Source organism: Allobosea sp. 10L417 (assembly GCF_056395485.1).
Window position 1 is genome coordinate 412,347 of the sequence record NZ_JBFTJP010000001.1, and the last position, 19,787, is coordinate 432,133.

The following is a 19,787-nucleotide window of genomic DNA, read 5'->3' on the forward strand; positions in this document are numbered from 1 at the left end:
CCGGAACCGGGAGGCTCGCCATGGCCAATGTCGACGGCACCGTTCATGACATCGTCACGCTCTCGCAGCCACGCATCAAGACCATCACCACGATGGACCTGCGCGAAGCGCTGCGACGCGGCTGGGAGGATTTCATGGCGCAGCCGAGCCATCTCGTCTTCATCGCCGTGATCTATCCCATCGCCGGCATCCTGCTGGCGCAGCTCACCGTCAGCTACAACATCTTCCCCCTGCTTTTCCCGCTGCTCAGCGGCTTCGCGCTGATCGGCCCCTTCGCCGCGATCGGCCTCTATGAGGTGAGCCGCCGCCGCGAGAAGGGCCTCGACTCGTCCTGGAGCCATGTGTTCGAGCTGCTGCGCTCGCCCTCGATCGGACAGACCGTTCTGCTGGGCGCCATGCTGACCGGGCTCTTCCTCGCCTGGCTTTTTAGCGCCTGGTTCCTCTATCGCGGCATCCTTGGCCTGCCGGCCGACGTCTCGACCGCCGACTTCCTGCGCGCCGTCTTCACCACGGCCGATGGCTGGATCATGATCATTATCGGCAACTCGCTCGGGCTGCTCTTCGCGATCGCCGCCTTCGCGATCTCTGTGGTGTCGTTCCCGCTGATCATCGACCGGCACGTCGATGCCCCGACCGCGATCCGCACCTCGATCGCCGCCGTCGAGGCCAATCCGCGCGTGATGATGTATTGGGGCCTGATCGTGACCGGGCTTCTGGTGCTCGGTTGCCTGCCGGTGCTGGTCGGCCTGGTCGTGGTCATGCCGGTTCTAGGCCATGCCACCTGGCACCTCTACCGCAAGGTGGTGGGCTGACAGGACTGGGATCGAGCGCGCCACGGCCGCTCGCTCCTGCCGATGCGGGAACTTTTCGCCCCCAAATGGGGTTCACCCCCTGCCAGATCGAGCCTGACGGCTCCATTCAGTCAGGGGGTTTTTCATGAACAACATCATTTATCTCGTCGGCCTCGTGGTCGTTGTCCTCGCCATTCTCTCCTTCCTCGGCCTGCGTTGAGGCGGGAGAGCACGCGAGTGACCGACAGCAGCCGGGTAACGATGCTTAGCCGCGGCGCGGCGGCTTACCTTTTCCGAACGGCTTGCCGCCGCCGGCGGGGCGTCCGCCATCCTGCCCAGGCTTGCCGGCGAAAGGCTTCCCCTTCGCGGCGAACGGCTTCTTGAAGCCACCGCCGGGCTTGCCGTCCTCGCGGCGGGGACGATCATCGCTCCGCTGCGGCGCGCCTTCGGTGCGATAGGGCTTGCGATCATCCCCATGAGGTGCGCGATGCTCGCCGTCCCTGGACGGGAACGGCTTGCGCTGCGGCCTGTCGGCGCCTGTCTCGGGCCGGTCGCGGAACGCTCGCGGCGCGGCCGGGCGCTCGGCCTTGTCGGCGAAGGATTTCGCCGGACGCCGCTCGTCCGCTTCCGCCATCTCGATCACGATCTTGTCGCGATCCGGGATGCGCACGGATTCGTAGAAGCGCTCGGCCACCTCGGCATCGATCTCGACCTTGGTCTCGCGGTCGAAGATGCGGATTGCGCCGACCTCGTCGCGCGTGATCCGGCCGCGGCGGCACAGCATCGGCAGCAGCTGGCGCGGATCGGCGCCCTGCTTGCGGCCGATGTCGAGCCGGAACCACACGGTATCCCCGCGCGGCCCTGCCGGCTTGCGCGGCCGCTCGCCATCCTCGCCCTCATCGCGCCCGGCTCCGAAGGGCCGGCGCTTGGCGGCATAATCCTCATTCGCGCGGACCGGCCGGCGCTCGTCGCGGCCAAAGCCGGGATCGCCCACCTCTTCCGCCGCCGGCAGCCTTGCCCGGTACAGCCTGACCAGCGCCGCAGCGATGTCGCGCGCCTCGCGGCCAGCCATCAGCGCCTCGATCATCCCGGCATCGTCCTCGCCGGTCTCGCCGCTGAGCATCGGATCGGCCAGCAGGCGCTCCTGATCGAGCGTGCGGATCTCCTCCGGCGTCGGCGGGGCGATCCATTTGGCCTCGATCTTGCCTTCCATCAGCAGGCGCTCGGCCTTGCGCCGGCGTGACTGCGGCACGAGCAGGACGCTCGTGCCCTTGTTGCCGGCGCGGCCCGTGCGGCCCGAACGGTGCTGCATCACCTCGGAATCATTGGGCAATTCGGCGTGGATGACGAGGTCGAGCCCGGGCAGGTCGATGCCGCGTGCCGCGACATCGGTCGCGACGCAGACCCGCGCCCGGCCGTCCCGCAGTGCCTGCAGCGCGGCGTTGCGTTCGTTCTGGCCAAGCTCGCCCGAGAGCGCGACCGAGGTGAAGCCGCGCTCCAGCAGGATCGCCTCGAGATGGCGCACCGCATTGCGGGTGTTGCAGAAGACCAGCGCCACCGGCGCATTATGGAAGCGCAGCAGGTTGACGACCGCGAGCTCGGCTTCCTTCGGGAAAACGCGCACGGCCTTGTAGGCGATATCGGCATGTCCGCGACGAGTCGCTTCCACCTCGATGCGCAGCGCGTCGCGCTGGTAGCTCTGCGCAAGCTGGACGATGGCCTTCGGGAAAGTGGCCGAGAACAGCAGGCTGCGCCGCCCCTCGGGGGTCGTCTTCAGGATGTATTCGAGATCGTCGCGGAAGCCGAGGTCGAGCATCTCGTCCGCCTCGTCGAGCACGACCGCCTTGAGCGCGGAGACGTCGAGGCGGCGGCGCTCGATATGATCACGCAGGCGGCCGGGCGTGCCGACGACGATATGGGCGCCCTCATCGAGCAGCATCGCCTCGCGGCGCGGATCCATTCCGCCGACGCAGGAAATCACCCGCGCTCCCGTCTGGGCATAGAGCCAGGCGAGTTCGCGCTGCACCTGCAAGGCAAGCTCACGCGTCGGGGCGATGATCAGCGCGAGAGGCTCGGCGGCAGGGCCGAGGCGCTCCGCACCGCCCAGCAGCGTCTCGCCGATCGCGAGCCCATACGCGATGGTCTTGCCGGAGCCGGTCTGCGACGAGACCAGCAGGTCGCGCCCAGCGGCGGCGTCTTCGAGCACAGCGCTCTGCACCGGCGTCGGTTCGGAATAGTTGCGTTCGGCAAGCGCGCGCGCGAGCGGCGGGCTCGTGAGGGAAAAGGACATGCGATAAGGGCCTAGAGGTTTGCGGCGTAAAATGAATTAACGGCGCGAAGCGTGGCGATGGGTTCAGGCGGCATTCGGTAATCGGACCGAAAAGTGGGTCTCACTTCTCAGAAAATCCGATGCCAAAACAAATAATTAGGTCGCCCCCAGGGGCGTCCGGCAGGACGCATGGCGATCTAACGGGCAGCTGCACCATCGGATGACAGCAGCTCATAAAGCAAAGCGACACAAAAGGAAATGCGGCATTCCCGCGCCCCGCGCAGGACTGAGCCGGGCCGGATTCGCCTTGCCGGCATGGCAGCGGGCCCACTAGCTTCCGGGCTTCAGCGAACGTGCAAGATGCCGCAGCGGAGAACAGCCATGGTCCAGCAGTCCCGCCGCATCGGCGCCTATGAGGTTTCGATCCTGCATGACGGCGTCTTCGAGGCCCCGCTCGACGTCCTCATCCATGCCGGCGGCGCGGCTGCCCGCGACGCGGCGGTCGCGCGCTGGGGCAAGCCGAAAGTCAGCATCGTCGTCAATTGCTTCGCCTTGAAGGGCGCCGACGGCATCACCCTGGTCGATGCCGGCACCGGCCCCTCCTGGGGCGAGGCGATGGGCCACGCGCCTGCCGCCATGGTCGCTCGCGGGATCGCACCCGAACAGGTCGCGCGCGTCCTGATCACCCACCTGCACGGCGACCATGCTCTCGGCCTTTTCGATGGCGATCGCGCCCGTTTCCCAAACGCAGAGATCATCCTGCCCGAGGCGGATTTCGGCTTCTTCGGCGACGAGGCCAATCGCGGTCGCACCCCGGAGAAGAAGCAGGGCGGCTTCGCGATCGCCGCGGCGCTGAAGAGACATTACTCGGGCCGCATCCGCGGCGTGACCGGCGCGGCGCATCCCGGCATCGCGCTCATCGCCCTTCCCGGCCATACCTTCGGCCACAGCGGCTATCTGATCGAGGGCCAGGGTGAGAGCCTGCTGCTCTGGGGAGACGCGCTCCACCTTTCCGACCTGCAGGCTTCGGACCCCGAGATCGGCTTTGTCTATGATTTCGACGCAGCGACCGCGCTCGCCTCCCGCCGCGTCATCTTGGAGCGCGCCGAGCGCGAAGGCTGGCTCGTCTCGGGCGGCCATGTCGAGGGCTTCCGGCGCGTTGTCAAAAAGGGCGCGGGCTACGAGCTGATCCCGGCCTGATCGCCGTCAGCCGCGCAGTCCGGCCGCCTGCAGCAGGCGTCCGGCCGCGGCTCGCGCCTCCTCGGTGATCGAGGCGCCGGCCAGCATCCGCGCGATCTCCTCGCGCCGGGACTGCTCGGCCAGCGCCGTGACGCGCGTCACGGTGCGCGCGGCTTCGCCCTCCGCCGATTTGGCGATCAGGAAATGCTGCCCGGCCTTGGCCGCGACCTGCGGCGCATGCGTGACCGAGATCACCTGCACTTGGCCCGCGAGCCGTGCCAGCCGCTCGCCTATCGCATCGGCGACAGCGCCGCCGACGCCCGTGTCGATCTCATCGAAGACCAGCGTCGGGGCCKAGCCGCGCTCCGCCAGCACCACCTTCAGCGCCAGCATGAAGCGCGAGAGCTCGCCGCCCGAGGCAACCTTCATCATCGGCCCAGGCCGTGTGCCCGGATTGGTCTCGACCCAGAACTCGACTCGGTCGAAGCCCTCCGGCCCGCGCGCGGCCTCGTCGCTCTCGACCCGGGTGATGAAGCGCGCCCGCTCGAGCTTGAGCGGCGGCAACTCGGCCTTCACGGCGGCATCGAGCCGTGCCGCAGCGGCCTTGCGCGCCTCCGACAAGGCCTGCGCCCGCGCGACGAAAGCACCTTCCGCCTCGTTCAGATCGGCCTCCAGCCGCGCCAGTGACGATTCGCTCTCGTCGAGCGCCGCGAGATCGCTCGCCATCGTGGCGGCCAGGACTGGCAGGCCATCGACCGGCACGTCGTATTTGCGTCCCGCCGCGCGCAACGCGAAGAGCCGTTCCTCGATGCGCTCCTGCTCGCGCGGATCGTATTCGGCAGCGCGCATCGCGGCAGACAGCGTCTCCCCCGCCTCCTCCAGCGCAATGATGGCCGTGTTTAGCGCGGCGATCGACGGATCGACCAGCTCGGGTGCCTGCCCGGCCCGGCGCTCCAGCCGGCGCAGTACTGCGGCGAGCGTCGCGACCGGCGATGCCTGGCCGCCGACAGCCTCATGCGCATCGATCAGGTCGCGCGCGACCTTCTCGGCCTGCATCATCGACTGGCGCGTGGCGGCGAGCGCATCTTCCTCGCCCGGTTGCGGCGCGAGCTTGCCGAGCTCCTCGACGGCATGGCGCAGGAAATCGGCTTCCTTGCGTGCGGCTTCGACGCGCATGCGCTGGGACTGCAGCGCCTGCCGCGCCCGCTTCAGCGTGTCGCTGGCTTCGGCGACGGCTTCCGCCTGCCTCTCCAATCCACCGAAGCCGTCGAGAATAGCGCGGTGCTGAGCCGGATCGGTCAGCGCACGGTCATCATGCTGGCCGTGGATCTCGACGATCGCTGCGCCAACCATGCGCAGGATCTGCACCGAAACCGGCTGGTCGTTGATGAAGGCGCGCGTGCGCCCGTCGGCATATTGCACCCGGCGGAGGATCAGGTCGCCGTCGGTATCGATTTCCTGGGCATGGGCCAGCTTGCGCGCGGCGTGGTCGAGCGGCAAATCGAAAACGGCACTGACCTGCCCCTGCGCCTCGCCGTGGCGGACGAGCGAACCGTCGCCCCGCCCACCGAGCGCCAGCGCGAAGCCGTCGAGCAGAATGGATTTGCCGGCGCCGGTCTCGCCCGTGAGGACGCTCAAGCCCTCGCGGAAGCCGAGATCGAGCCGGTCGATCAGAACGATGTCACGAATGGAGAGCTGCGCCAGCATCGATGCTCAGCTCGGTCTGCGGTGCCGGCAGGGTCGCCCGAGGCCCGTCATGCCGGCCTCGTCAGCGACCGCCGAACCCGAGGAGGCCGCCGACCGTGCGCTGGAAGCCGTCGAAGGCGCGGCTGATATAGGAGCCGCGATCCTCCCGCGGTTCCAGGCCGCCGCTCTGCAGCAGCTTGTAGGCGTCCTTGTACCAGGGGCTGTCCGGGAAGTTGTGACCGAGCACGGCGGCGGCGGTCTGAGCCTCGTTGGTGATGCCCATCGCCATATAGGCCTCGGTCAGGCGCATCAGCGCCTCCTCGACATGGCGCGTCGTCTGATACTTGATGATCACCTCGCGGAAGCGGTTCACCGCGCCGGTGTAGTTGCGCTTCTCGAGATAGTAGCGCCCCGCATTCATCTCCTTGCCGGCGAGCTGGTCGCGCGCCACCAGGAGCTTCTCCTTGGCGTCCAGCACGTATTCCGACTTCGGATAATTGGCGATGAGCTGTTCGAAAGCCTGGATCGCCTGAACCGTCCGCTCCTGGTCGCGCGTCGTGTCCGGGATTTGGTTATAATACGACATCGCCATGATGTACTGCGCATAGGCAGCATCGGGGCTGGCCGGGTTCTGGGCGATGAAGCGCTTGGAGGCGGTGATCGCCTCCTCCCACTTCGAGGCCTGGAAATTGGTGTAGGCCGTCATCAGCAGGCCCTTGCGGGCGTAGGGCGAGAACGGCGCCGCCTTGTCGATACCCTCGAACTTCTTGGTCGCGCCTTCGCTGTCGCCGTTCTGCAGGCGTGCGAGGCCTTCGTTGTAGAGCTTGTCGGCGGGCTCGGGCGGCGTGAGGTCCGGCTTGTAGACCTCGGGCTTGTCGAAGGGATTGAGTGACGACAGCGTATCGCAGCCGCCGAGCAGCATGGCGGCCCCCAGCGCCAGGGCGATGCCCTTGCGCGGATACTGGCCGCGATGGATTGCCGGAAGGCTATGCCGCGTCACGCTCACGTCGTCCGTCCTCTTTCGATCGTCCCTGCTGGCGGGAAGCATGCCTTACCTCAGACGCTTCCACCGCGCCACTGCCGAAAACCGGTCAGGGCACGATTCCGCCACCCTGCGGCATCTGGGACAAAAACCCGGCGAAGGAAAGGCGAAAAGCGCCGGCCTGCGACTTTTCAGTGCAGATCTGGCGCGTAGGCAGCCGGTGCGGCTGCGGCCATCTGCACGGCGCGCGGTGTGGCGAAAACCGGCTGGGCCTCGATGATCGCGAAATTGGCGCGGTCGGCGAAGAGCGCCTCGAGAATGCGGACATTCATGCGATGGCCGCCGCAATAGGAGCGGAACTCGCCAATGATCGGATAGCCGGCAAGCGCGAGATCGCCGATCGCGTCGAGCACCTTGTGGCGCACGAATTCGTCGCTGTAGCGCAGCCCCTCGGGGTTGATGACCTTGTCCTCGCCGATCGCCACGGTGTTCTCGAGCGAGGCGCCCTGCGCGAAGCCGGCCTTCCAGAGCTGCTCGACATCGCGCATGAAGCCGAAGGTGCGGGCCTTCGAGATCTCGCGGGCATAGGTCTCGGCGTCGAGATCGAAAATCTTGCGCTGGCGGCCGATCACGGCGCTGTCGAAATCGATTTCGACATCGAGGCGGAAGCCCTGCTCGGCCGGCATCAGCTCGGCGAAGGCGCGGCCGCTCTCGATCCGCACCGGCTGGAGAACCTTGAGGTAGCGGCGTGGCGCGGTGAGAGCGACCGTCCCGGTCGTCTGGATCGCGGTGACGAAGGCGGTGGCGCTGCCGTCCATGATCGGCATTTCCGGACCGTCGATCTCGATCAGGACGTTGTCGAGGCCGAGGCCGGCGCAGGCCGACATCAGATGCTCGATCGTCGAGACCGAGGCCGGGCCGCGATCGCCGATCACGGTGCACAGCTCGGTGGCGCTGACCTTGGTGTGCTTGGCGTGGATGAGCTGGGGCGGCATGCCCTCGATGCCGGTCCGCAGGAAGACGACGCCAGAATTCGCGCTGGAAGGCTTCAGGCAGATGCTCGCGGGGGCTCCGGAATGCACGCCGATTCCGGTCAGGGTCACTGCTGCCCGCAAAGTGGTCTGCCGATCGAAGCTCATTCCGCTATCCAATCCTGATCATCGAACTGCACCGAACCTGCTTAAGGCAGGGGCCGCCGCCGACGATGTCTTCCGAGGTTGACGTCAGGTCAGACCTAACGCGCTATCCTCTTGATGCAGCTGCAACATAAGCTTTTCGAGCAACCTCTCAAAATCACGCTTTCTTTCGCTGTGTTACAACCGAAAGCCCGCGGACAGGCGTATATAACACGCTGAAAGATAACGATTTTCTAACAAGGAAAATCCCGCCGCGGAAGGCCGCGGCGGGATTTGTTGCAGAACCGTCAAGAACGGCTGGAGCTCAGTTCGCCTGGCGACGCAGGAATGCGGGAATCTCCAGGTGGTCTTCCTCGCTGTTGCGAGTCGGCGCGACTCGGCCATGCGGGTCGAGCTGGCCCTGGGCCGGCCGCGAGGCCGGCTGCGGAGCCGGGCGGCGCATATACTCGGCATGGGCAGCGCTCGGCGCGGCCGCCTGCGGCATCGGGGCCTGCGGCGCCTGACGCACCGGTGCCGGAGCCGCCGGCTCAGCATATTCCTCGTCTTTACGGCCGAAGCCGACCGAGGCCAGCCGCTGCATCAGCGACATCCGCTTCTGCTCGATGGCATTCGGCGGCAGCGGGGCCGGCTGGGCGCCGCGCTGGGCGTTGAGCTGAGCCTGGCCGGGAACCGGCAAATCCTCGACGCGAGGCATGCGGGTCGGGCGGACGGCGCGCTCCGGCATCGGCGGGATGAAGCTGTCGTCGAGATGCAGGCTCGGCTCGGCATGCCGGACCGGCTCCGGAGCCGGGGCGACCATCACCGGACGGGGCTGGACGGGCTCGATATGAACGCCCTGCGCGATCGGGGCGGGCGGCGCCTGCTCCATGGCCGGGGCGATGCGGGTTGTGTCGATCGCCGGGATCGATGCCGGAGCCATCTGGGCGACGGGGCGCGGAGCAGCGGTGGGGTTGCTGCGCAGGCGCGCTTCCTGCTTCAGGCGTTCGGCGACCTGGGCGATGCGGGCTTCGGTCTCGTCGACCTCGCCATGCTGCGAGATCGGCTTGTCGATGCCGGTCGCGACCACCGAGACGCGGACCGTGCCCTCGAGCGATTCGTCGAAGGTGGCGCCGACGATGATGTTTGCCTCGGAATCGACCTCCTCGCGGATGCGGGTGGCGGCCTCGTCGACCTCGTAGAGCTTCATGTCGCGGCCGCCGGTGATCGAAATCAGCAGGCCGCGCGCGCCCTTCATCGAGACGTCGTCGAGCAGCGGGTTGTTGATCGCGGCCTGGGCGGCGGTCAGCGCGCGCTTCTCGCCCTGCGATTCGCCGGTGCCCATCATCGCCTTGCCCATGCCGCGCATCACGGCGCGAACGTCGGCGAAGTCGAGGTTGATCAGGCCGGGGCGGACCATCAGGTCGGTGATGCAGGCGACGCCGGAATAGAGCACCTGGTCGGCCATGCCGAAGGCGTCGGCGAAGCCGGTGGTCTCGTTGGCGACGCGGAACAGGTTCTGGTTCGGGATGACGATCAGGGTATCGACCGCCTCGTTCAGCTCGCCGATGCCCGCCTCGGCCATGCGCATGCGGCGCTGGCCTTCGAACTGGAACGGCTTGGTGACGACGCCGACGGTCAGGATGCCCATGTCGCGGGCGACGCGGGCGATGGCCGGAGCGGCGCCGGTGCCGGTGCCGCCGCCCATGCCGGCGGTGATGAAGACCATGTGTGCGCCCGCCAGGTGATCACGGATCTCGTCGATTACCTCCTCGGCCGCCGCGCGGCCGACTTCCGGCTGCGAGCCGGCGCCGAGACCTTCCGTGACCTGCAGGCCCATCTGGATGATGCGCGGCGCGCGCGAGAGCGCCAGAGCCTGGGCATCGGTGTTGGCGCAGACGAAATCGACCCCGTCGAGGCCGGCCTCGATCATGTTGTTCACGGCGTTGCCGCCGGCTCCGCCGACGCCGAAGACCGTGATCCGGGGCTTCAGTTCCCGGATGTCCGGGGCTTGCAGATTCATCGCCATGGTTGCCTCTTTTGATCCTGTGTCCGGCGCCTGGCGGGAGCCGTCCCGATTGCTACGTTTGACGCCGTGGCCCGCCCCTTCGAACGAGCCGAACTCACTAGAAACTGTCCTTCAGCCACCGCCCGACACGCGAGAAGTAGCCATCCGTCCCGGTCGCGAAATAGCGCGCGCCGGCAGTACGCGGCTCGAAATGCTCGACATGGGCGACCTGCGGGTAGACCAGCAGGCCGACCGCCGCCGAGAAGGCCGGGCCCTTGCCCGCTTCCGGCAACCCTTTGATCCCAAGCGGGCGGCCGGTACGGACCTGCCCCCCGAGGATGCGGCGGGCCACTTCCGGCAAGCCGGTGAGTTGGCAGGCGCCGCCGGTCAGCACGACGCGCCGCCCGGYCTGGGCCGAGAAGCCGGCATTGGTCAGCCGGTCGCGCACCAGTTCGAGGATCTCTTCGACGCGCGGCTTGATGATCCGCACGAGATGCGACTTGGCGAGGTGGTTCGGCATGTCGCGCTCGTCGTCGTCGACCTGCGGCACCGCGATCATGTCGCGCTCGTCGGAAGCGCTGGAGATGCAGGAGCCGTGCAGCGTCTTCAGCCGCTCGGCCGCCGAGACACGGGTGGAGAGGCCGCGCGCCACGTCCATGGTGATGTGGTTGCCGCCGACCGCGATCGCGTCGGCATGGACGAGATGTCCGCCGGAGAAGACGCCGAGGCTGGTGGTGCCGCCGCCGAGATCGACCACGACCACGCCCATCTCGGCCTCGTCGTCGACCAGAACCGAGAGGCCGGAGGCGTAGGGCGTCGCCACCACGGCCTCGACCTCGAGATGGCAGCGCTCGACCGCCAGCATGACGTTGCGCGCCGCCGCCGCTTCGCTGGCGACGACATGCATGTCGACCGAGAGCTTGCCGCCGATCAGCCCGCGCGGATCGAGCACGCCCGGCACGCCGTCGAGCGCATAGCCCGTCGGCAGCGCATGGAGAACGGCCTTGCCGGGGCGGATCGCATGGGTCGCGGCGGTGGCGAGCACGCGCTTGACGTCGCTGTCGCCGACCGACCCCGAGCGCAGATCGACGCTCGCGGCATAATGCTGCGAGCCGATGCGCCCGCCGGTCAGGTTGACGATGACCGACTGCACCTCGACTTTGGCCATGCGCTCGGCCGCGTCGACCGCGGCGCGGATCGCGCGCTCGGCGCTTTCGAGATCGATGATCGCGCCGCCCTTGAGGCCGAGTGAACGCTGATGCCCGATGCCGATGATGCGGGCGACATGGGTGCGCCCGCGCAGCCGCTCATTCGCCTCGGCCGGGTTCAATTCGGCGATCAGGCAGACGACCTTGCTCGTGCCGATGTCGAGAATCGACAAGGTCGCGCTCTTGCGCGACGACAGCGGACGCATGCGGGGGGTCAAACCCTGGGAGGTGACGTGGTTCATGCTTCGCCTCCCTTCTTCTTGGTCTTGCTCTTCAGCTGGTCGGCGCGGGCCGCAGCGGCTTCCTCGGAGAGGCGCATCACCACCCGGTCCGGCTGGCGCAGATCGATGGCGAGCACGTCCTTCTCGAGAACACGGAAGTCGCTTTCCAGCGAGACGAGGCGCTGCAGAGCCGCTTCCGGCTTGGTTTCCGGCAGGCGCACATCCATCCCGTTGTCGAGCTTGAGGTTCCAGCGGCGCCCGGAGATCAGGGTCGCGGCGCGGATATGCTGGGCGAAGGGACCCGCCTGGTTGCGCAGCGCCAGATATTCGCCGGCGCGGTTGTTGGCGTCCTTGCCGACGACCAGCGGCAGATAGGCGAAGCGGCCGTCATCCATCTTGTCGATCACCGTGCCGTCGGCCGCGATCACGAAAAGCTCCCCCTTGACCTGCCACAGCGCATAGGGATCGCGCTCGGTCAGCGCGATCGAGACTTCGCCCGGATAGAGCTTGCGCACCGCCGCCTCGCGAATCAGCGGCGTCGCCTCGAGCTGCTTGCGGGCTTCGTCGGCGTCGAAGAACACCAGCGAGGTCTTCGAATCGATGCCCGCGGCGACCAGCACCTCCTGCTCCGAGAGACCCGACAAGCCGGAGATGGTCACGCGGTCGATGCCGAAGCCGAGCACGCGGGCCAGCATGTGGCGCGGCTCGCCGTAATTGTCCTGGAGGTTCTGCCAGTGGCCACCCATGACGAAGCCGGCGCCGAGGCTGAGCGTCAGGAATCCCAGCGCGAGCCAGGTGCCGAGGCTGCTCGGCAGGCGCTGCGACAGCGGCACGGCGATGGCACTGCGGCGCGAGCGACGCATCCAGCGGCCCTGCCGCTCGCCGACGAGCAGCTGCGGCCCGGCATGCCGGACCGGCAGGCGCGCAGCCGGCACCGGTGCCGGGCTACGTCGCGTTGCGGAAACGGGTTTCGCCGTCATCGCTTTCACCGATCGAGGGAGGCGTCTGCCACCATCCATTTGACGAGCTCACCGAAATTCAGACCCGCATGGGCAGCCAGTTCGGGCACCAGGCTGGTTTCGGTCATCCCGGGCTGCGTGTTGACCTCCAGCCAGACGAGCGTGTCGGTCTCGTCGTCGTAGCGGAAGTCAGATCGGCTGACGCCCCGGCATCCGATTGCTTGATGCGCCGTTAACGCACACTCTTCGATCTGCTGGTAAATTTTCGGTAAAATTTGAGCCGGACAGATGTGGATCGAGCCGCCTTTCGCGTACTTCGCATCGTAGTCGTAGAAGTCGCCGGTCGCGGCCTTGATCTCGGTCACGCCGAGCGCCCGCTCGCCCATCACGGCGCAGGTCAGCTCCCGTCCGGCGATGAAGGTTTCAGCCAGCATCATCTCGCCGCAGGGCCAGTCCGGCCGGGCGATTTCCTGCGGCGGATGCTCCCTGCCCTTCTTCACGATCACGACCCCGACCGAAGAGCCTTCGTCGATCGGCTTGAGCACATAGGGCGGCGGCAGGACGTGGGCTTTCGCCGCCACAAAGCGCGAGACGTTGACGCCGTGGGCGACGGGAACGCCCGCCGCCTTCACCACCGTCTTCGCCCGGTCCTTGCGGATCGCGAGCGCCGAAGCGAGCACGCCCGAATGGGTATAGGGAATGCGCAGGATCTCCAGAACGCCCTGGATGGTGCCGTCCTCGCCGAAGCGCCCATGCAGGGCATTGAAGGCGACGTCCGGCTTCAGCTTCGCCAGCACCTCGGCGATGTCGCGCTGCACGTCGATGCGGGTGACGCGGAAGCCTTGCCCTTCCAGGGCCCGCGCGCAGGCCGCACCGCTGTTGAGGCTGACCTCCCGTTCAACGGACCATCCCCCCGTCAGCACTGCAACGTGTTTGCTCATGCCGGCCCTCGTTCGACGCGATGGCCATACCTCAGCCGGAGATGGTTAACAGCGCGTTAACCATCAGCTCGGGGTCGTTAACGGGTTCGAAATCAACCGATTTTGGCGAGCAACTGTCGCAACTGTGCACGCTCGCCCGAAGAGAGTGCACTCACCAGCCGCTCCTCGGCCGCGACATGTGAAACGACGATTCGGTCCGCCAGCGCGAAGCCCGTCGCGGTCAGCACGATGCGCAACGCCCTGCGATCCTCCGGATCGGCCTGCCGCTCGATCAACCCGCGCTTCTGCAGCCGGTCGAGCCGGTTCGTCATCGCCGAAGTCGAGATCATCATGTCCTGCGCGAGTTCGGATGGCGAAAGCGCCTGCCCCTTGCCTTGCCGCCGCAGGGTCAGCAGGACGTCGAAGCCGGCGAGATCGAGATGATCCGCTGCGACATTGGCGGCGACGCCCTCGCGGACCCGGTCGGCCGCCCGCCAGAGATCGCCGCATACCGCCATGACGCTCGTGTCGAGGTCGGGTCGCTCCCGCCGCCACTGCGCCAAGATCGAATCCATCGGCCCGCCCTGAACGCCGGCTCGCTCCTGACTCATTCCTGCTCCTTGCCAAGTAATTTGACGTAATATAATTCGATATCGAATTATATTACGTCAAATTAGACTAGCACCCGCGCCTTGGCGAGCCAAGGACGAGGCGCAGTAGGAGGCCGCCATGCCGCTGAACAAGGTCCTGCTGACCACGATTCTCGTGCCCTGCATCTGGGGCACCACCTACATCATCTTCACCCAGACGCTGCCGGTGGATCACCCGCTGCTCGTCGGCGCGTTGAGGGCGCTGCCCGCCGGCCTCCTGCTGATGGCGCTCGGCCCGGGCCTGCCGCCGCGGGACAAGCTCTTGCCGCTGGCGGCCCTCGGCCTCGCCAATATCGGCGTGTTCTTCGCTCTGCTCTTCGTCAGCGCCGCACGCCTGCCCGGTGGCCTCGCCGCCACGGTCGGCTCGACCCAGCCTCTGATCGTCGGCCTGCTGGCTTGGCCGCTGCTCGGCCGGCGCCCGGGCCGCGGGCAGATCATCGCCGCGCTCGCCGGCCTCGTCGGCGTCGCGTTGCTGGTGCTGGACCCGCATGCGAAACCCGATGCCATCGGCATCATCGCCGGGCTCGCCAGCGCCGCCTCGATGGCGACCGGAACCGTTCTGATCGAGCGCTGGGGCAAGATGGGTTCGCCGCTGGCGATCGCGGCCTGGCAGCTCACGCTCGGCGGGCTGATCCTGCTGCCGGTCGCCCTCATCGTCGAAGGTCCGCCGCCGGTCCCGAGCGCCTTGAATGGGCTCGGAATGACCTATCTCGTATTGGTCGGCACCGCGCTGACCTATTGGCTCTGGATCAGGGGCATCACCACACTGGGCGCGGGCGTTGCCTTCCTCGGATTGCTCAGCCCGACTATGGCGACGATTCTGGGAGCCGTGCTGCTGGGTGAATGGTTGAGCCCGCTTCAGGTCCTGGGCATCGCCATCGTTCTCAGCTCGACGATCGTCGGGATGATCCTCTCCCGCCGCCGCGCCTCGGCGGCGGCTGCTACGCCGCAACCCCGAGCCGCTTGATCTCCCACTGGAGCTCGAAGCCGGAATTCTCCTTGACCCGGCGGCGAACCTCCTCGCCGAGCCCCTCGACATCGGCGGCCGTGGCGCCGCCGGTGTTGATCAGGAAGTTGCAGTGCATCTCCGAGACCTGGGCCCCGCCGACGCGCAAACCGCGGCAGCCCGCGGCATCGATCAGCTTCCAGGCCTTGCCGCCATCCGGATTCTTGAAGGTCGAGCCGCCCGTGCGCTCCTTGATCGGCTGGGCCGCCTCGCGCGCCTGCGTCACCCGGTCCATCTCGGCCTGGATCACCGCCTGATCGCCCGGCCGGCCCTGGAACAGGGCGGAAGTGAAGATGATGTCGCGGGTCGATGCCGCGCTGTTGCGATAGGTGAAGCCCATCTCGGCGTGGGACAAGGTGACGATCTCGCCCTTGCGGGTGACGCCGCGCGCCTCGACCAGCACATCGGTGGTCTCGCCGCCATGAGCACCGGCATTCATGCGCAGCGCCCCGCCGATCGAGCCGGGAATACCGCGATAGAAGGCGAGCCCGTCGAGCGAGGCATCGGCCGCCGCACGCGCCACCTTGACGTCCGGCACCGCCGTTCCCGCCCGCAGCCGGTCACCGCCCTCCAGCTTGATCTCGCCGAAGCCCTTGCCGCCGAGCCTGACCACGACGCCGGGAATGCCGCCATCGCGCACGATCAGGTTCGAGCCCAGGCCGACCACGGTGACTGGAACGTCTTCCGGCAACTTCGAGAGCAGATAGGCGAGGTCCTCGTCATCGGCCGGCGTGAACAGGATCTGCGCGGCGCCGCCGACGCGGAACCATGTCAGCCCCGCGAGGTCCTGATTGGCGAGAAGCCGGCCCCGCAGATCGGGGGCCGAGGCGCGGATGTCGGAGGAGAGGTCTTCGAAAGCCATGGTGTCGCTTTAGAGCATGATGTTCCGGGACGGAACAGGTCGTCATGCTCGGGCTTGACCCGAGCATCTCTCGCGGAAGTAGGCTCCCTCACTCTTCTATTCGAGATTCTCGGGTCTGCGCGTCGCTTCGCCCGAGAATGACGGCGGAGAATGCGGGGCGAAGTTACCCGCTAAGCGCCTCGAGCTCTCCCGGCAGCGCATAGGCCCATTGCGTGATGTTACCGGCGCCGAGGCAGACGACGTAATCGCCTGGGCCCGCCAACTCCGCCACCATGCCGGCAAGCTTCTCCGGCCCCTCCAGCGCCATCGCATGGCGATGGCCGCGCGCCTTGATGCCGGCGACGAGCGAATCGCGGTCCGCGCCGGGGATGGGTGCCTCGCCGGCCGCATAGGTATCGGCGACGATCACCGTGTCCGCGTCGTTGAAGCAGGCGGCGAAATCGTCGAAGAGGCTGGCAAGCCGGGTGTAGCGATGCGGCTGCACCACGGCGACGACCTTGCCCTTGGTCGAGGCGCGGGCAGCCTTGAGCACGGCGGCGATCTCGACCGGGTGATGGCCGTAATCGTCGAAGATCAGCGCGCCGTTCCACTCGCCGGTCTTGGTGAAGCGGCGCTTCACGCCGCCGAAGCCGGCGAGCGCCTCGCGGATGCGCTCGACGGGAATGCCGAGGTCGTAGGCGACGGCGATCGCGGCGGTGGCGTTCAGCGCGTTGTGGTGGCCCGGCATCGGCATGACGAGATCGCGGATCACCTCGTCGCGTCCGTTCTTGCGGTCGCGGACCAGCAGGGTGAAGCGCGCCTGCCCGCCCGAGAGGTCGATGTCGAGCAGGCGGAAATCGGCCTGCGGGTTTTCGCCATAGGTGATGACGCGCCGGTCGGTGATCTGGCCGACGAGGCCCTGCACCGTCGGATGGTCGATGCACATCACCGCGAAGCCGTAGAAGGGCAGGTTCTCGACGAAGGAGCGGAACGCCGCCTTGATCGCGTCGAAGGTGCCGAAATGGTCGAGATGCTCGGGATCGATATTGGTGACGACCGCGACGTCCGCCGGCAGCTTCAGGAAGGTGCCGTCCGACTCGTCGGCCTCGACCACCATCCAGTCGCTCTCGCCCATGCGGGCATTGGTGCCGTAGGCGTTGATGATGCCGCCATTGATGACGGTCGGGTCGAGCTCGCCCTTCTCCAGCAGCGTCGCGACCAGCGAGGTCGTCGTCGTCTTGCCATGGGTGCCGGCGATGGCGACGCAGGTCTTGAGCCGCATCAGCTCGGCCAGCATCTCGGCGCGGCGCACCACCGGCAGGCGCTTCTCGCGGGCGGCCAGCAATTCGGGATTGTCGCCCTTGATCGCGGTCGAGATCACGACGACCTCGGCCTCACCGAGATTCTCGGCCTTGTGGCCGACGAAGGTGGTGATGCCCTTCTCGGCAAGGCGCTTGACGTTGGCACCATCAGACGCATCCGAGCCCTGCACCTTGTAGCCGAGATTGTGCAGGACTTCGGCGATGCCGGACATGCCGATGCCGCCAATGCCGACGAAATGGATGGAGCCGAGCTTCGGCGGCAGCTTCATGGTGGGCGAATCCTGTCAGTTCGAAGAATGGGCCGTGGCGATCACGAGATCGGCCAGGCGGTCGGCAGCGTCGGGGATACCCGCGCTCTTCGCGTTTGCGGCCATGCTCGTCAAGTGCGCGGGCCGCGCGATGAGCTGCGACAACTCGCTGGCGAGGCGCCGCGGCGTGAGTTCCGGCTGGAGAATACGGATCGCTCCACCCGCCTCTTCGAGGAAGGCGGCGTTGGCCGCCTGGTCCTGATCGAGCGAGCCCGGCAGCGGCACCAGAATGGCGGGCCGGCCGATCACCGACAGCTCGGCGACGGTGGAAGCGCCGGAACGGGCGATGACCAGTTGCGACGCGGCCATCTGCGCGGGCAAATCCTTGAAGAAGGGCGCGATCGTCGCCTTTACGCCAAGCTTGTCATAGATGCCGCGCACCCGTTCCTCGTCCTCGGCACGCGCCTGCTGGACGATGGTCAGCCGCGCCCGCTCGGCGTCGCTGAGGAGCTGGATCGCAGCCGGCACGATGTCGGCCATGATGCGGGCGCCCTGGCTGCCGCCGAAGACGAGGAGCCTGATCTTGCCCTCGCCCGGCCAGTCATACTCGCGGCCGGCGACCTCGATCACGGCGGGGCGGACGGGGTTGCCGACATGGCGGCATTTCGCCTGCTGCACCGGGGTCAATCCGCCGACCTTGGCGAAACCCGTGGCGATGACGTCGGCGCGTCCGGCGAGGAAGCGGTTGGCGCGGCCGATCACAGCGTTCTGCTCGTGGATCAGCGTGCGCACGCCTGCAAGGGAGGCACCGAGCACCGGAGGGACGGTCGGATAGCCGCCGAAACCGACGACGACATCGGGCCGGACCTGCTTGATGATCCGCCGTGCCGCAAAGGTGCCCTTGACGATGTGGAACAGCGCCATTGCCTTCTGCAGGGGCGAGCGGCCGGAGGGCGTCGCCGCCGGCACGGCATGGACCGCTTCGGCCGGAAAATTGCCGGCATATTCGGCGGCGCGCGTATCGGTCATCAGCACGACGCGCAGGCCCTTGGCGTGCAGCGCGTGGCTCAGCGCCTCGGCCGGAAAGAGATGGCCGCCGGTCCCGCCGGCCGCCAGCATGATGAGCTTGCCCGTGGCCATGCTTCAGCGCCCGTAGGAGCCGAAATCGACCGAGCGCGGTCGCCGCCGCGTCAGCGCCAGCAGGAAGCCGGTACCGACTGCCAGCGAAAGCAGCGACGAGCCGCCATATGAGATGAAGGGCAGCGTCATGCCCTTGGCCGGCATCATGTGCAGATTGACCATCATGTTGATCGCCGCCTGGATGCCGAAGAGCAGCGCGAGCCCAGTCACGGCCAGGCGGATGAACGGATCCTCCGCCTTCTGCGCCACGAACAGCGAGCGCAGCACGATCACCGCGAAGAGCATGACCAGCAGCATGCAGACGACCACGCCGAACTCTTCGGCGGTGACCGCGAAGATGAAGTCGGTATGCGCGTCGGGCAGGATGCGCTTCACCGTGCCCTCGCCCGGCCCCTTCCCGAGCCAGCCGCCCTGCGCGAAGCTCTCCAGCGCCGTATCGACCTGGAAAGTATCGCCCGAACCCTTGTCCATGAAGCGCTCGATGCGGGCGCGCACATGCGGCACCAGTTCGTAGGCGACGAGGATACCGACGGCGCCGACGCCGCCGAGCCCGATCACCCAGAACCAGTGCAGTCCGGCGACGAAGAACAGCCCCGCCCAGACCAGGCTGACCAGCATGGTCTGACCGAAGTCGGGTTGCAGCACCAGCGGCACGATCGTGACCGGCAGCAGCAGCAGCGCCAGGATCGTGCCCGGCAGGTCCGGCCGGCGCGTGCCTTCGGCGAAGGCCCAGGCAGCCATCACGACGAAGGCGGGCTTCAGGAACTCGGACGGCTGCACAGAGCCCAACGGCCCGAGCGTCAGCCAGCGCTTGGCGCCCTTCACCTCGACGCCGAAATAGAGCGTCGCCACGACCATGGCGAGCGAGACCACGTAGATGATCAGCGCCGCGCGCCGCACCTGCCTGGGCGTCATCAGCGAGACGCCGAGGAAAATCACCATCGCGACGGCGAGATAGGCGGCCTGACGGTTGACGAAATGAAAGGTCGAGAGGCCGAGCCGCTCGGCCACCGGCGGTCCGCCGGCCATCAGCAGCACGACGCCCGAGACCATCAGGGCGACAAGCGCGGTGAGGATCAGGCGATCGATTGACCACCACCAGCGGCCGCTGAGAGAAGGTTCCGCGCGCGAGACCATGACGGGCATCCCATCGATAAATTCTGCGCGACTCTGGCCGCGCCTGCGTGACGAATCACTCTGTCAATGAATGGTTAACGTTTGATTCCGATGCGTCGGATCAGCAGT

Annotated in this window: 16 protein-coding genes; 3 read left to right on the top strand and 13 right to left on the bottom strand. The window is 67.5% G+C overall.

Translation table 11 applies throughout. The annotated features are described in order from the left end of the window. Positions 1–20 precede the first annotated feature (20 nt). A complete protein-coding gene (locus AC1DE3_RS02245; protein ID WP_476779090.1) occupies positions 21–812 on the top strand; it encodes a DUF2189 domain-containing protein in 792 nt (263 codons plus the stop codon). A gap of 244 nt (positions 813–1,056) precedes the next feature. Here AC1DE3_RS02245 and AC1DE3_RS02250 read toward each other — a convergent pair whose 3' ends face one another. After that, complete coding sequence (locus AC1DE3_RS02250; protein WP_476852027.1) at positions 1,057–3,081, bottom strand: DEAD/DEAH box helicase; 2,025 nt, start codon at positions 3,079–3,081, stop codon at positions 1,057–1,059. A 360-nt stretch (positions 3,082–3,441) separates the two neighbouring features. Here AC1DE3_RS02250 and aidB point away from each other — a divergent pair, with 360 nt between their 5' ends. Further along, complete coding sequence (gene aidB / locus AC1DE3_RS02255) at positions 3,442–4,260, top strand: AidB family quorum-quenching N-acyl homoserine lactonase (RefSeq protein ID WP_476779088.1); 819 nt, start codon at positions 3,442–3,444, stop codon at positions 4,258–4,260. 6 nt (positions 4,261–4,266) lie between these two features. On the opposite strand, the gene recN is transcribed toward aidB, so the two are convergent. The 8 genes from recN to AC1DE3_RS02295 all read right to left on the bottom strand — a co-directional run bounded on the left by recN (position 4,267) and on the right by AC1DE3_RS02295 (position 13,946). Continuing rightward, positions 4,267–5,946 carry a DNA repair protein RecN gene (gene recN, locus AC1DE3_RS02260; protein WP_476852028.1) on the bottom strand — a complete coding sequence of 560 codons (1,680 nt, stop codon included), beginning with the start codon at positions 5,944–5,946 and terminating at the stop codon, positions 4,267–4,269. Between the two features lie 61 nt (positions 5,947–6,007). Continuing rightward, on the bottom strand, positions 6,008–6,931 hold the full coding sequence (locus AC1DE3_RS02265) for an outer membrane protein assembly factor BamD (RefSeq protein WP_441513828.1): 924 nt from the start codon (positions 6,929–6,931) through the stop codon (positions 6,008–6,010). Between the two features lie 167 nt (positions 6,932–7,098). Beyond that, on the bottom strand, positions 7,099–8,046 hold the full coding sequence (gene lpxC, locus AC1DE3_RS02270; RefSeq protein WP_476779086.1) for a UDP-3-O-acyl-N-acetylglucosamine deacetylase: 948 nt from the start codon (positions 8,044–8,046) through the stop codon (positions 7,099–7,101). Positions 8,047–8,347: 301 nt separating this feature from the next. Beyond that, positions 8,348–10,048, bottom strand: a complete 1,701-nt coding sequence (gene ftsZ / locus AC1DE3_RS02275) for a cell division protein FtsZ (RefSeq protein WP_476779085.1) — start codon at positions 10,046–10,048, stop codon at positions 8,348–8,350. A gap of 97 nt (positions 10,049–10,145) precedes the next feature. Continuing rightward, positions 10,146–11,477, bottom strand: coding sequence for a cell division protein FtsA (gene ftsA / locus AC1DE3_RS02280; protein WP_476852029.1), 1,332 nt, complete (start codon positions 11,475–11,477; stop codon positions 10,146–10,148). Next, positions 11,474–12,436 (bottom strand): cell division protein FtsQ/DivIB, encoded by a 963-nt coding sequence (locus AC1DE3_RS02285; RefSeq protein WP_476779083.1) that lies wholly within the window; start codon positions 12,434–12,436, stop codon positions 11,474–11,476. The genes ftsA and AC1DE3_RS02285 overlap by 4 nt, the downstream gene beginning before the upstream one ends. 5 nt (positions 12,437–12,441) lie before the next feature. After that, entirely contained in the window at positions 12,442–13,356 is a 915-nt protein-coding gene (locus tag AC1DE3_RS02290) for a D-alanine--D-alanine ligase (RefSeq protein WP_476852030.1), read from the bottom strand. A gap of 92 nt (positions 13,357–13,448) precedes the next feature. Further along, complete coding sequence (locus AC1DE3_RS02295) at positions 13,449–13,946, bottom strand: MarR family winged helix-turn-helix transcriptional regulator (protein WP_476779081.1); 498 nt, start codon at positions 13,944–13,946, stop codon at positions 13,449–13,451. Positions 13,947–14,064: 118 nt separating this feature from the next. Here AC1DE3_RS02295 and AC1DE3_RS02300 point away from each other — a divergent pair, with 118 nt between their 5' ends. Then, entirely contained in the window at positions 14,065–14,952 is an 888-nt protein-coding gene (locus tag AC1DE3_RS02300) for an EamA family transporter (protein ID WP_476779080.1), read from the top strand. Here AC1DE3_RS02300 and murB read toward each other — a convergent pair. From murB to AC1DE3_RS02320, 4 genes are all read right to left on the bottom strand, one after another. Continuing rightward, on the bottom strand, positions 14,927–15,853 hold the full coding sequence (murB, locus tag AC1DE3_RS02305) for a UDP-N-acetylmuramate dehydrogenase (protein ID WP_476779079.1): 927 nt from the start codon (positions 15,851–15,853) through the stop codon (positions 14,927–14,929). The genes AC1DE3_RS02300 and murB overlap by 26 nt on opposite strands. 163 nt (positions 15,854–16,016) lie before the next feature. Beyond that, the gene (gene murC / locus AC1DE3_RS02310; RefSeq protein WP_441513836.1) at positions 16,017–17,423 is read right to left on the bottom strand and encodes a UDP-N-acetylmuramate--L-alanine ligase; all 1,407 of its coding nucleotides are present in this window, start codon (positions 17,421–17,423) and stop codon (positions 16,017–16,019) included. 15 nt (positions 17,424–17,438) lie between these two features. Continuing rightward, positions 17,439–18,542 carry an undecaprenyldiphospho-muramoylpentapeptide beta-N-acetylglucosaminyltransferase gene (gene murG, locus AC1DE3_RS02315; protein WP_476779078.1) on the bottom strand — a complete coding sequence of 368 codons (1,104 nt, stop codon included), beginning with the start codon at positions 18,540–18,542 and terminating at the stop codon, positions 17,439–17,441. Positions 18,543–18,545: 3 nt separating this feature from the next. Continuing rightward, positions 18,546–19,679 (bottom strand): FtsW/RodA/SpoVE family cell cycle protein, encoded by a 1,134-nt coding sequence (locus tag AC1DE3_RS02320; protein WP_441513838.1) that lies wholly within the window; start codon positions 19,677–19,679, stop codon positions 18,546–18,548. Positions 19,680–19,787: the final 108 nt, after the last annotated feature.